The 13,323-nt window shown below is 59.5% G+C and carries 10 protein-coding genes; 8 read left to right on the plus strand and 2 right to left on the minus strand.

Translation table 11 applies throughout. The features are described 5' to 3' along the window. Positions 1 to 2: 2 nt before the first annotated feature. The 6 genes from sapB (at position 3) to F3J41_RS05800 (ending at position 5,898) form a co-directional block, all read left to right on the plus strand. A complete protein-coding gene (sapB, locus tag F3J41_RS05775; RefSeq protein WP_058771287.1) occupies positions 3 to 968 on the plus strand; it encodes a putrescine export ABC transporter permease SapB in 966 nt (321 codons plus the stop codon). Beyond that, positions 955 to 1,845, plus strand: a complete 891-nt coding sequence (gene sapC, locus F3J41_RS05780; protein WP_021505967.1) for a putrescine export ABC transporter permease SapC — start codon at positions 955 to 957, stop codon at positions 1,843 to 1,845. The genes sapB and sapC overlap by 14 nt, the downstream gene beginning before the upstream one ends. Continuing rightward, positions 1,845 to 2,840: a putrescine export ABC transporter ATP-binding protein SapD gene (gene sapD / locus F3J41_RS05785; protein ID WP_058774637.1), complete on the plus strand. Its 996-nt coding sequence runs from the start codon at positions 1,845 to 1,847 to the stop codon at positions 2,838 to 2,840. Before sapC ends, sapD begins: the two co-directional genes overlap by 1 nt. Continuing rightward, the gene (gene sapF / locus F3J41_RS05790; protein ID WP_058758607.1) at positions 2,840 to 3,643 is read left to right on the plus strand and encodes a putrescine export ABC transporter ATP-binding protein SapF; all 804 of its coding nucleotides are present in this window, start codon (positions 2,840 to 2,842) and stop codon (positions 3,641 to 3,643) included. Before sapD ends, sapF begins: the two co-directional genes overlap by 1 nt. Positions 3,644 to 3,784: 141 nt before the next feature. Beyond that, the gene (gene fabI, locus F3J41_RS05795) at positions 3,785 to 4,573 is read left to right on the plus strand and encodes an enoyl-ACP reductase FabI (protein WP_021505963.1); all 789 of its coding nucleotides are present in this window, start codon (positions 3,785 to 3,787) and stop codon (positions 4,571 to 4,573) included. Positions 4,574 to 4,767: 194 nt separating this feature from the next. Continuing rightward, complete coding sequence (locus F3J41_RS05800) at positions 4,768 to 5,898, plus strand: oxidoreductase (protein WP_166710200.1); 1,131 nt, start codon at positions 4,768 to 4,770, stop codon at positions 5,896 to 5,898. On the opposite strand, the gene F3J41_RS05805 is transcribed toward F3J41_RS05800, so the two are convergent. Together F3J41_RS05805 and F3J41_RS05810 are read right to left on the minus strand one after the other, a co-directional pair. After that, positions 5,895 to 6,791 carry a LysR family transcriptional regulator gene (locus F3J41_RS05805; RefSeq protein ID WP_132462945.1) on the minus strand — a complete coding sequence of 299 codons (897 nt, stop codon included), beginning with the start codon at positions 6,789 to 6,791 and terminating at the stop codon, positions 5,895 to 5,897. The two genes, F3J41_RS05800 and F3J41_RS05805, sit on opposite strands and share 4 nt — an antisense overlap. A 188-nt stretch (positions 6,792 to 6,979) precedes the next feature. Continuing rightward, positions 6,980 to 8,569, minus strand: a complete 1,590-nt coding sequence (locus F3J41_RS05810) for a PTS transporter subunit EIIC (protein ID WP_104092982.1) — start codon at positions 8,567 to 8,569, stop codon at positions 6,980 to 6,982. A 247-nt stretch (positions 8,570 to 8,816) separates the two neighbouring features. Here F3J41_RS05810 and F3J41_RS05815 point away from each other — a divergent pair, with 247 nt between their 5' ends. Next, entirely contained in the window at positions 8,817 to 11,126 is a 2,310-nt protein-coding gene (locus F3J41_RS05815; RefSeq protein WP_166710202.1) for an FdhF/YdeP family oxidoreductase, read from the plus strand. A gap of 126 nt (positions 11,127 to 11,252) precedes the next feature. Further along, entirely contained in the window at positions 11,253 to 13,187 is a 1,935-nt protein-coding gene (locus tag F3J41_RS05820) for an exoribonuclease II (RefSeq protein ID WP_166710204.1), read from the plus strand. Positions 13,188 to 13,323: the final 136 nt, after the last annotated feature.

The following is a 13,323-nucleotide window of genomic DNA, read 5'->3' on the forward strand; positions in this document are numbered from 1 at the left end:
GCATGATCATCTATCTGTTGCGTCGCATGCTGTTGCTGATCATCACCCTGTTCTTACTCTCGCTGGTGAGTTTCAGCCTGAGCTATTTCACGCCTAACGCGCCGCTGGAAGGCGCCTCGCTGTTCGATGCCTGGTGGTTCTGGTTTAAAGGGCTGCTGCAGTTTGATTTCGGCGTCTCCAGTACCAACGGTCAGGCAATTGATATACAGCTGCGCGAGGTGTTTCCCGCCACGCTGGAACTGTGCGTGCTGGCGTTTATGCTGGCGCTGCTGGTCGGTATTCCGCTCGGCATCTGCGCCGGCGTAATGCGCAATAAATGGCAGGATAAAGCCATCAGCGCGCTGGCGCTGCTCGGCTTCTCGATGCCGGTGTTCTGGCTGGCGCTGCTGTTTACCCTGCTGTTTTCGCTGACGCTGGGCTGGCTGCCGGTTTCCGGCCGTTTCGACCTGCTCTATCCGGTGCAGAACATTACTGGTTTTGCCCTGATTGACGCCTGGCTTAGCCCTTCACCGTGGCGGCATGAGATGCTGGTCAGCGCGCTGACGCACCTGATTCTGCCGGTGATTGTGCTGGCTGTGGCACCGACCACCGAAGTGATTCGCCTGCTGCGCAACAGCACCAGCGACGTGATGGATAAAAATTACGTCAAGGCAGCGGCAACGCGCGGCTTGTCGCGCTTCACCGTGATTCGCCGTCACGTGTTGCACAACGCACTGCCGCCGGTGATCCCGCGTCTTGGCCTGCAATTCTCCACCATGCTGACGCTGGCGATGATCACCGAAGTGGTGTTCAACTGGCCCGGACTGGGACGCTGGCTGATTAACGCCATCCGTCAGCAGGATTACGCGGCGATCTCCGCGGGCGTGATGGTGGTTGGCGGGCTGGTAATTCTGGTCAGCGTACTGTCGGATATTATCGGTGCGGCGCTCAATCCGCTGAAACACAAGGAGTGGTATGCCCTCAGATAACATCTACGCCGAGAAGCGGCTGCCGAGTGCGTTTCGCCTCAGCTGGCAGCGCTTTTATCGCGATACCAGCGCCATGATTGGCCTGTACGGCTTCGGCATCCTGCTGTTTCTCTGCCTGTTCGGCGGGCTGCTGTCCCCTTACGGCATCGACCAGCAGTTCCTCGGCTATCAGCTGTTGCCGCCGTCGTGGTCGCGCTACGGCGATGTCTCCTTCTTTCTCGGTACTGACGATCTCGGGCGCGATGTGCTAAGCCGTTTACTGAGCGGCGTGGCGCCGACGGTTGGCTCTGCGCTGCTGGTAACGGTGCTGGCAGCAATCTGCGCGCTGCTGCTGGGCGTGCTGGCGGGGATTACCCACGGTTTGCGCTCGGCGGTGATGAATCACGTGCTGGATACGCTGCTGTCGATTCCCTCTCTGCTGCTGGCGATTATCGTGGTGGCCTTTCTTGGCCCGCGACTGGAGCATGCAATGCTGGCGGTACTGCTGGCGCTGATCCCGCGTCTGGTGCGCGAAATCTACACGGCGGTGCATGACGAGATGGAAAAAGAGTATGTGGTGGCGCTGCGGCTGGATGGTGCGCGCAACCTGAATATTCTGTGGAATGCGGTGCTGCCAAACGTTCTGCCGCTGCTGGTCAGTGAATTTACCCGCTCGCTGTCGATGGCGATCCTCGACATCGCCGCGCTCGGCTTTCTTGACCTTGGCGCGCAGCTGCCCTCGCCCGAATGGGGTGCGATGCTGGGTGACGCGCTGGAGCTGATTTACGTGGCGCCGTGGACGGTAATGCTGCCGGGTGCCGCGCTGATGGTAAGCGTATTGATTGTTAACCTGCTCGGCGATGGCATCCGTCGCGCCGTCGCTGCGGGAGTGGAATAATGCCGTTACTGGACATCCGAAATCTGACCATTGAATTCATGACCGCTGAAGGTCCGGTGAAAGCGGTCGATCGCATCAATCTGACGCTAAACGAGGGCGAAGTGCGTGGCCTGGTGGGCGAATCCGGCTCGGGGAAAAGTCTGGTGGCGAAAGCCATCTGCGGCGTGACCAAAGATAACTGGCGTGTCACCGCCGATCGCATGGTGTTCGATGATATCGATCTGCTGCGCCTGTCGCCGCGCGAACGGCGGCGCATCGTTGGCCATAACGTGTCGATGATTTTTCAGGAGCCGCAATCCTGTCTCGATCCTTCTGAAAGTGTCGGCCGCCAGCTGATGCAGGCCATTCCACGCTGGACCTTTAAAGGCCGCTGGTATCAGCGCCTGTGGTTCTGGCGCAAAGAGCGCGCCATTGAGCTGCTGCACCGCGTCGGCATTAAAGATCACAAAGACATTATGCGCAGCTTCCCGTATGAGCTGACCGAGGGCGAATGTCAGAAGGTGATGATCGCCATCGCGCTGGCTAATCAGCCGCGCCTGCTGATTGCCGATGAGCCGACCAATGCCATGGAGCCCACCACGCAGGCGCAGATTTTCCGTCTGCTGAGCCGCCTCAATCAGAATAACAACACCACGATTTTGCTGATCAGCCATGACCTGCGTACCATGAGTCAGTGGGCGGACCGCATCAACGTGATGTACTGCGGACAAACGGTGGAAACCGCGCAGAGTGACGATCTGATGGAAACGCCGCACCATCCGTATACCCAGGCGCTGATCCGCGCCATGCCCGACTTTGGCCGCGCGCTGCCGCATAAAAGCCGCCTGAATACGCTGTCCGGCGCGATACCGTCGCTGGAACATCTGCCGATTGGCTGCCGTCTCGGTCCGCGCTGCCCTTACGCACAGCGTAAATGCATCGAAACGCCGCGCCTGAGCGGCAGCAAAGCGCATCTTTACGCCTGTCACTTCCCGCTGAATATGGAGAGCCAATAATGGAAACCCTGCTGGAAGTGCGCAACCTGAGCAAAACCTACCGCTACCGCACCGGGCTGTTCCGGCGCCAGCATGTTGAAGCGGTGAAAAACGTCAGTTTTACCCTGCGTGAAAAGCAGACGCTGGCCATTATCGGCGAGAACGGTTCGGGCAAATCCACGCTGGCGAAGATGCTGAGCGGCATGGTGGCACCAAGCGAAGGTGAGATGCTGATTGACGATCACCCGCTTAGCTACGGCGATTACGGCTACCGCAGCCAGCGGATTCGCATGATTTTTCAGGATCCGTCGACGTCGCTCAATCCGCGCCAGCGCGTCAGCCAGATCCTCGACTTTCCGCTGCGGCTGAATACCGATCTTGATGATGAAGCACGCGAAAAGCGCATCATTGCCACGCTGCGTCAGGTCGGGCTGCTGCGCGACCACGCCGGCTACTATCCGCACATGCTGGCGCCCGGCCAGAAGCAGCGTCTGGCGCTGGCGCGCGCGCTGATTCTGCAGCCGAAGGTGATTGTTGCCGATGAAGCCCTCGCCTCGCTGGATATGACTATGCGTTCGCAGCTGGTGAACCTGATGCTGGAGCTGCAGGAGAAACACGGCATCGCCTATATTTATGTTACTCAGCATCTTGGCATGATGAAGCACATCAGCGATCAGGTGCTGGTGATGCATCAGGGCGAAGTGGTGGAGCGCGGCGGCACCGCTGACGTGCTGGCCTCGCCGCTGCACGACTTAACCAAACGGCTGATTGCCAGCCATTTTGGCGAAGCGTTAACCGCCGAGGCGTGGCGGCGCGAGCGTTGAGTGCTACGGCCGTAGCGGAAAACGCGGCGCGATTTACCCCATTTGATACAGACGTGCTAGAATCCGCACGTCGATTAACGTCGGTCGCACAATTTTTAATCATCGCGACCGCCAACAACAATGACCATAAGGATTACAGCTATGGGTTTTCTTTCCGGTAAGCGCATTCTGATTACTGGCGTTGCCAGTAAACTTTCCATCGCCTACGGTATTGCGCAGGCGATGCACAAACAGGGCGCAGAACTGGCTTTCACCTACCAGAACGACAAACTGAAAGGTCGCGTGGAAGAGTTCGCTAAAGAACTGGGTTCAGACATTGTTCTGCCGTGCGATGTGGCAGAAGACGAGAGCATCACTGCCCTGTTCACTGAACTGGCAAAAACCTGGCCGAAATTTGACGGCTTTGTTCACTCCATCGGCTTCGCCCCGGGCGACCAGCTGGATGGCGACTACGTGAACGCCGTTACCCGTGAAGGCTTCAAAATCGCGCACGACATCAGCGCCTACAGCTTTGTGGCGATGGCCAAAGAGTGCCGCGCGATGCTGAACCCGAACGCAGCACTGCTGACCCTCTCTTACCTGGGTGCAGAGCGCGCTATTCCGAACTACAACGTGATGGGTCTGGCGAAAGCGTCGCTGGAAGCCAACGTGCGTTACATGGCGAACGCGATGGGTCCGGAAGGCGTGCGTGTTAACGCCGTGTCTGCCGGTCCAATCCGTACCCTGGCCGCATCAGGCATTAAAGATTTCCGTAAGATGCTGGCACACTGCGAAGCGGTAACCCCGATTCGTCGTACCGTCACCATCGAAGACGTAGGCAACTCTGCGGCCTTCCTGTGCTCAGACCTGGCGGGTGGTATCACCGGTGAAGTGGTGCACGTGGATGGCGGCTTCAGCATTGCCGCAATGAACGAGCTGGAACTGAAATAAGTTCTGCGGGCGAGCCAGGTGCTCGCCCTTTTTCTTTTCTCTCCCCGCCTTATAGCCACACGCTATTAATTATTCCCCATCATTCTTTTGCCGTGGACAGCCGTTCAGCGACGATAAGCTAGCCCTTGAGTGGCGATGCGCTTTTCAGATTTGCCCGTTGTGCACTCAGTCCGTTTTTTGCGAAAGGAATGACCATGGAACACCGCCGTTCTCCCGGCCATGACCACTGGTTTTATGAAAGCCAGACTCGCCCGCATACGTCCGCTGCTGCTCCCCTGGTTCCCGAAGCCGCTCATATTGATGACCGTTTTCTGCTCGGCCTGCAGCAGGAAGCCAGCGCCCTGCAGCCGCTGCTGCAGCGCTTCCAGCCAGTGCTACAGGCGGCACGCGACCTGAGCCATACCCTGCTGCCTGATGCGGTCAGCACCTCGCTGACCCACACGCTAACGCTGTACGATCGTCTCAGCACCGCACTCACGGTGGCGCAGGTGGCTGGCGTGCAGCGGTTGTGCAATCACTACTCGGCGCGGCTTAATCCGCTGCCGGGACCGGATTCTTCGCGCGAAAGCAATAATCGCCTGACGCAAATCACGCAGTATGCGCGCCAGCTGGCGATGCAGCCGGAGCTGATTTCCGCCAGCAGCATCAGCGCGCTGGATGCGGTAGGCCTGACTGAACCCGATATCGTTACGCTCAACCAGCTAGTAGGCTACGTCAGCTATCAGGCGCGCGTGGTCGCCGCGCTTCAGGCGATGATGGGCCTGCCGGTGCGCTGGATCCCTGGCGTCACGCCGCCCGCCGACGCCGATGCGGCGCTGTTCAGTCAGGCCGTTGCCTGGCAGCACGCCATCAAGCCGGTTGAGCTACGCTATGCCAGCGCTGACCAGCTGGCGGCGGTGACCTTTTGTCAGGGTATGGCCGGACTCGACGACGCTGTCTGGCTGTTGGTGCACGATGCCCAGGCGCTGTATGGCTGGGCGACGCTGCGTCAGCGGCTTGAGGCTTATGGTGGGGAAGAGGAACAGCTGGCGCAGGCAGTCAGCGCGCGCGTGCTGGGCTGCCGACGCCAGTTCGCGCAGCTGGCGAACGGCTGGCGCACGCGTTTGCTGCACGATGTGGATCAGGCCAGCGATGACAGCCTGACGCAGCAGGTAATCGCGCTGAGCGCCCAGCTTACCCGGCTGCCGGAGCGCTTCAGTGCCGCCCATCTGCAGCCGCTGTTAAATGCGGGCTGGGGCAGCGAGCGCCTGTTCACGCTGATGCAGGCGGTGGCATTTGCCAGCTGGCAGGATCGACTGCTGATGGCGCTGGGCGAAGCGCGCTAATCCGCCAGGTGGCGTCGTGCTTCGTCAAAGAAGTGCTGCGACAGCGGCGACGCCCTGCCCGGCTCAGCAATCACCAGCGCCGCCTGGCGTCCCATCGGCGCGATATCAATCGGCCGGCGCGCCAGATGGTGCAGCATTTCCGGTAGCAGATGGCCGCAGGGCGACACCATGACGCCCAGGCCCACCTGCGCACTCTGAATCAGCTGCATCACCGAGGCGCTTTCCACAATCACCCGCGGCAGCACGCCGGTTTCACGCAGCTGTCCGTCGAGGTAACGCCGGAAATAGCGCGTGGGCTCGGCCAGGCACAGCGGCTGGCTCGCCAGCGTGTACAGCGATAGCCGCTCATGCTGCAGCAGCGCCGGGAAGTGATCGGGATGGAAAATGGCTTCGACACCGCGATCGTTGAGCAGCGCGGTCTGGAAATGCAGTTCCCGCAGTGACGTCAGCTCAAAAAAGCCGATACCGCCGTCCACGGTGTGGCTGTTAAGCGCTTCCAGCAGTTGATCGGCGCTCATGGCGGAAACGCGATAGTCGAGCTGCGGATAGCGCGCTTCCACCGCTTTCAGTAACGCCGGCAGCGCCACGCTGCACTGCGGCATCACGCCCAGCCGCAGCGTGCCGTTGACGCCGTGTTTGAGCGACTCCACTTCCAGCTTCAGTCCCTGATACACCGAAACAATTTCGCGCGCCCACGTCAGCACGCGTTCCCCTTCTGGCGTGAAGCCGTCAAAGTTGTTGCTGCGATTGATCAGCGACAGCCCAAGCTCACGCTCAAGGTTTTTAAGCCGCATCGAGAGCGTGGGCTGGCTGACGAAGCTGGCCTCCGCCGCGCGGCCAAAATGGCGCTCGCGCTCCAGATTGCACAAATAAATCAATTGCTTGATGTCGATTTTCTTATCCACCGTCGAATTTTTATCGCGTTATGGTAACAAAACTCGTCGCGCCCCAACGCGCACTCAGCGAAGAAATTTCTGCGTTGTCAGGCGGATTGCTCAGGCGGATAGCGGGTGATGTATACGCGGAGACGCGGCGGGTCGCCACCGACCGCGCCCCACATGATTAACGGTACCGCCCGGCATCAGGCGACGCCGAGCGCACTTTTCACCTCGTTAGCGATCTTCTCGACCTGCGGCCCGTAGATCACCTGTACATCGTGCTCGCTGACGCGGTTGACGCCGTTGGCACCGGTCGAAAGTAGCGTTTGATCCACCACTTCTTTCATCTCTTTGACCCGCACGCGCAGGCGAGTGAAGCAGCAATCGACGTCCTCTATATTGGCCTCTCCGCCCAGCCCGCTGATGATCACGCGGGTGCGTTCATCCGCCGCCACCTGCAGCGGTTTGGCTTCCTCTTCGGATTCGCGCCCCGGCGTTTCGACCTGCATCCGGGTAATCACCAGGCGAAAGCCCCAGTAATAAACCGGCGCATAAATGGCGCCCAGTACCAGCGTCCACCACCAGTGGGTTTTGCTGCCGCCGAGAATGCCAAACACCAGCAGATCAATCGCGCCGCCCTGAACGTTACCGATCATCAGGTGCAGCATCGACATCAGCATAAATGACAGGCCGGTCAGCAGCGCGTGCATCACGTACAACACCGGTGAGACGAAGATGAAGCAGAACTCCAGCGGTTCGGTGATGCCGGTGGTAAACGAGGTCAGCGCGCCGGCCAGCACCAGCGCTTTGACCCGCTGCTTATGTTCAGGTTTGGCAGTGTGATAGATGGCCAGCGCGGCGGCGGGCAGACCGAACATCATAACCGGGATTTTGCCCTGGGCGAGAAACTGCGTGGCGGTACGCACGGTGTCGTCCGGAATCGCGCCGGGATGGGTCAGCGAGGTGTTGAAAATATTCAGCGCGCCGACGATGGTCTGGCCGTCCACCGTCGCCATGCCGCCAATCGGCGTAAAGCGCACGGTTTCATTGAGGATGTGATGCAGGCCGGTCGGGATCAGCAGGCGCTCGCAGGCGCCGAGCAAAAAGGCACCGTACTGACCGCTTTTACCGATCATCTGACCGACCCACGCGATGCCCTGACCGATGGTTGGCCAGATAAGCGCCAGCAGCACGCCCGTCAGCGGCAGCACCACCACCGTCACGATGGGCACAAAGCGACGCCCGCCAAAAAAGCTGATCGCCGTGGGCAACTGCTGGGTATAGAAGCGGTTGTGCAGCATCACAGTGAGCAGGCCGGCAATCACCCCGCCCAGCACGCTCATGTTGTAGGTAAAAATGCCGAGCATGTCGATGTACTCGGCTGACGTCATCATGGCGCTGGTCTGGTCCATGCCCGCCTGCTGCAGCGCCTCGGGCGTGGTGGTGGCTGCCGTCAGCCCCTTCGCCGCCAGCGTGGCGCTGATCCCCACATTCATGGCGATATAGCCAATCACTGCCGCAAACGCGGCGGTGGGTTTCTCCGCTTTGGCCAGCCCAATCGCGCTGGCGACGGCAAAAAATACCGGCAGGTTGGCAAACAGCGCGCCCGCCACTTTACGAATAAAACCGATGATCAGCTGCGGCACCTGCAAACTGGCAAATGCTTCACCGGTGATCGCCGGATTCTGCAACGCGGCGGCCAGACCGAGAAAAATACCGGCGGCAGCAATGACGGAGATCGGCATCATTAAGGCTTTGCCGAATGCGTGAACCTGACTGGCAAGTTGCTTCATGGAGCGCGCCCTTTTGCTAACGGAAAGAGCAATTATTAGCCACTATTTGGCCGCACACTTACCCGCCGGCGTGCAGCAGCCGAAAATTTATGATGCCGATCACGCTTTCAACCCTGCCGCGCGATAAACGTTAACTATCGCACCATTAAGTCAATCAATTAGACAACTTTTGCCGTCAGTCGCACACTTCTCACCAACAGAAGTCATATTCTGATAACAATTCATAAACAATAAGCCTGCGACTATCATGAAATTTAAACGTAAGATTCAGCCCTATCGCGCCGCTGCGGGCGGCTGGGGCTCGCTGGAAGCCACCACCCGTTTTGTCCTTGACAGTAAAGCCGCCCTGAAAAACATGCGTAACCTGATGCGCATGAACAAAGCGCGCGGCTTTGACTGCCCGGGCTGTGCCTGGGGCGATGATAATAAGAGCACCTTCAGCTTCTGTGAAAACGGCGCGAAAGCCGTGACCTGGGAAGCGACACGCCGCGTCGTTGAGCCAGAATTTTTTGCCCAGCACAGCGTCAGCACCCTGTATCAGCAGAGCGACTATTTCCTTGAGTATCAGGGCCGTCTGACCCACCCGATGCGCTACAACAGCGCGACCGATCACTATGAACCGATTAGCTGGGATGACGCCTTTGCGCTGATCGCGCAGCATTTGCAGGCGATGGATCATCCGGATCAGCTGGAGCTGTACACCTCCGGTCGCGCCAGCAATGAAGCCTCGTGGCTGTACCAGCTGTTTGGTCGCGTGCTGGGCACTAACAATTTCCCTGACTGTTCCAACATGTGCCACGAAGCCAGCGGCACCGGACTGAAACGCAGCATTGGCGTCGGTAAAGGCACCATTCGCCTGGACGATTTCGACCACGCTGATGCGATTTTTGTCTTTGGTCAGAACCCCGGCACCAACCATCCGCGCATGCTGCACAGCCTGCGTCACGCCGCCGATCACGGCGCCAGAATCGTGACCTTTAATACCCTGCGTGAGCGCGGCCTGGAACGTTTTGCCGATCCGCAGAAGCCGCTGGAAGTGGTGACGTCGATGGCCGGCAACATCAGTTCCGCCTATTATCAGCCTAACCTCGGCGGCGATATGGCGGCGGTGCGCGGCATGGTTAAAGCGCTACTGGAAGAGCAGCGTAAACGGCTGGCCACCGGTGAAAAAGGCATATTCGATCAGGCCTTTATTGACGCCAACACCCAGGGCGTTGAGCAGTATCTGGCGGCCGTCGACGAGACCCGCTGGGAGCAGATTGTGCAGCAGTCGGGCCTGAGCGAAGGGCAGATTCGCGAAGCCGCCGCCATTTACCAGAGCGCCGAACGGGTGATCATCACCTGGGCGATGGGCATTACTCAGCACAAACACTCGGTCGATACCGTACGGGAAATCGTTAACCTGCAGCTGCTGTTTGGCCAGCTCGGCAAACAAGGCGCGGGTCTGTGTCCGGTGCGCGGCCACAGTAACGTGCAGGGCAACCGCACCATGGGCATCGACGAGAAACCGTCGAAAGCGTTCCTCGATGCACTGGGCGCACATTTTGCTTTTGAACCGCCGCGCGAACACGGTCATAACACGGTTGAAGCGCTCAACGCCATGCTGCGTGATGAAGTCAAAGTGCTGATTGCGCTGGGCGGTAACCTCGCCGCGGCGGCGCCGGACTCACCGGTTACCGAAGAAGCGCTGCAGCATTGTGGTCTGACGGTGCACATCAGTACCAAGCTGAACCGCAGCCATCTGGTACCGGGCCACGAAGGCCTGATTCTGCCGACGCTGGGCCGTACCGAGCGCGATCGCCAGGCCAGCGGCAACCAGTTCATCACCGTGGAAGATTCGTTCAGCATGGTGCATGCCTCAGAAGGTGTCGGCATTCCGCTGGCGGAGACGCAGCGTTCGGAAACAGCCATTGTGGCCGGTATCGCGCACGCGACGCTGGGCAGCGACCACATCGACTGGCTCGGCATGGCCTCTGACTATAACGTCATTCGCGATCACATTGCGGCGACCATCCCCGGCTTCGCTGATTTTAACCGTCAGTGTGATATTCCCGGCGGCTTTTACCTTGGTAACGCTGCCGCAGAACTGCGCTTCAATACGCCATCGCGTCAGGCAGAATTCAGCGCGGCGGCACTGCCGACCTCGCTGTTCCCGCAGCTGGGCAATGACGTTGAAGTGCCGTTCACGTTGCAGACGCTGCGCTCACATGACCAGTACAACACCACCATTTATGGCCTGGATGACCGCTATCGCGGCGTGTACGGTCAGCGTGAAGTGGTGTTTATCCACCCGGACGACATGGCGTCCCTCGGTTTCAGCGAAGGGCAGCTGGTTGACATTGAAACCCTGTGGAATGACGGTCTGACGCGTCGCGTCAGCGGCTTTAAGCTGGTGCCGTATAATATTCCGCGCGGTAACCTTGCCGCCTACTATCCGGAGACCAATCCGCTGGTACCGCTCTCCAGCTACGGTGACGGCAGCGGTACGCCCACCTCCAAATCGGTACCGGTGAAGCTGGCGCTGACCGCCGCCGCGCCCACCCAGCGTATCGCCTGAGTTCTGTGCGTTACCAGAAAGTAAAAAGCCGCGTAAAGCGGCTTTTTCGCCTGTTTTAGCCTTGCCGCGCGGACCTGATTCGCGTAAAACTGTCCACCGCTCTTAGGCCACGAAACTAAATATATTATGTTCCAGGATAACCCGCTGCTCGCGCAGCTGAAAGAGAAGCTTCACGCGCAGACCCCGCGCGCCGAAGGTGTTGTGAAAGGCACGGAAAAAGGCTTTGGCTTCCTCGAAGTTGACGCTCAGAAAAGCTACTTCATTCCCCCTCCGCAGATGAAGAAAGTGATGCACGGCGACCGCATTTCCGCCGTGATCCACACTGATAAAGACCGCGAGAGCGCGGAGCCGGAAACCCTGATTGAGCCGTTCCTGACGCGCTTTGTCGGCCGCGTGCAGAAAAAAGATGACCGCCTGTCTATCGTGCCGGATCATCCGCTGCTGAAAGACGCGATTCAGTGCCGTGCGGTGCGTGGCCTGACCCACGATTTCCAGAACGGTGACTGGGCCGTGGCAGAGATGCGCCGCCATCCGCTGAAAGGCGATCGCGGTTTCTATGCCGAACTGACCGAATTTGTTGTCACCGCGGACGATCACCTCGCGCCGTGGTGGGTCACGCTGTCGCGCCACAATCTGGAGCGCGAAGCGCCGGAAGTGGGCTTTGGCGAGATGCTGGACGAACAGCTGCAGCGTGAAGATCTCACCGCGCTGAACTTTGTCACCATCGACAGCGCCAGCACCGAAGATATGGACGATGCGCTATATGTTGAAGAGCTGGCAGAAGGTAAGCTGGCGCTGACCATCGCCATTGCCGACCCGACCGCTTACGTTGCTGCCGGCAGCGAACTCGACCAGCTGGCCTCCAGACGCGCCTTCACCAACTATCTGCCGGGCTTTAACATCCCGATGCTGCCGCGCGAACTGTCAGATGATGTCTGCTCGCTGCGCCCTAACGTCAGGCGTCCGGCGCTGGTGTGTCGCGTCACTGTGCTGCCGGATGGCAGCCTGGCTGACGATGCCCACTTCTTTGCCGCGTGGATCGAATCCAAAGCCAAGCTGGTATACGACGAAGTGTCGGACTGGCTGGAGAACAGCGGCAGCTGGCAGCCGGAAAATGACACCATCGCGCAGCAGATTCGCCTGCTGCATCGCCTGTGCCTGGCGCGCGGCGAGTGGCGTCAGACGCACGCGCTGGTGTTTAAAGATCGCCCTGACTACCGCTTCGTGCTGGGTGAGAAAGGCGAAGTGCTGGATATTATTGCGGAACCGCGCCGCATCGCTAACCGCATCGTGGAAGAAGCGATGATCCTCGCCAACGTCTGCGCCGCTAAAGTGCTGCAGGAGAAGCTTGGCTTCGGTATCTACAACCTGCACACCGGTTTCGACCAGGCGAACGCGGAACAGGCGGCTGGGGTACTGGCTGGTCACGGTATCACGGTTGATCCGCAGGCCATTACCACGCTGGAAGGCTTCCGTCAGCTGCGTCGTCAGCTTGATGCGCAGCCAACCCAGTATCTCGACAGCCGCATTCGTCGTTTCCAGAGTTTCGCCGAAATCAGCACCGAACCGGGCCCGCACTTTGGTCTCGGCCTCGAAGCCTACGCGACCTGGACGTCACCGATTCGTAAATTCGGCGATATGATCAACCATCGTCTGCTGAAGGCTATCGTGCGCGGCGAAAGCATTGCGCGGCCACAGGATGACGTGACCCTGATCATGAGTGAGCGTCGCCGTCTCAACCGCATGGCCGAGCGCGATGTCGGTGACTGGCTGTACGCGCGCTTCCTCGCGCCGTTTGCCGGCACTGACCGTAAATTCAGCGCGGAGATCATCGACGTTTCGCGCGGCGGCATGCGCGTGCGCCTGCTGGAGAACGGTGCGGTCGCCTTTATCCCTGCCCCGTTCATTCACGCAGTACGTGACGAACTGGTGTGCTCGCAGGAGAGCGGCACCGTGCAGATCAAAGGTGAAGTGGCCTACCGCGTGACCGATGTGATTGATGTAACCATCGCCGAAGTGCGCATGGAAACACGCAGCGTGGTGGCCCGTCCGGCCGCCTGAGCATGAAATCGTGCGGGATAACAGCCGTTATCCCGCATTTTTCCCCGCCCGCCTGAACGGTTGTTAAATTTGTTTCCCGCTTCACACTTCTGATTCGATTCCCTGTCGTTAACAATTCATTACATTACTTTTAACT

The sequence above is a fragment of the Pantoea sp. Ap-870 genome, from assembly GCF_011752515.1.
In the GTDB taxonomy this organism is placed as follows: Bacteria; Pseudomonadota; Gammaproteobacteria; order Enterobacterales; family Enterobacteriaceae; genus Pantoea; species Pantoea dispersa.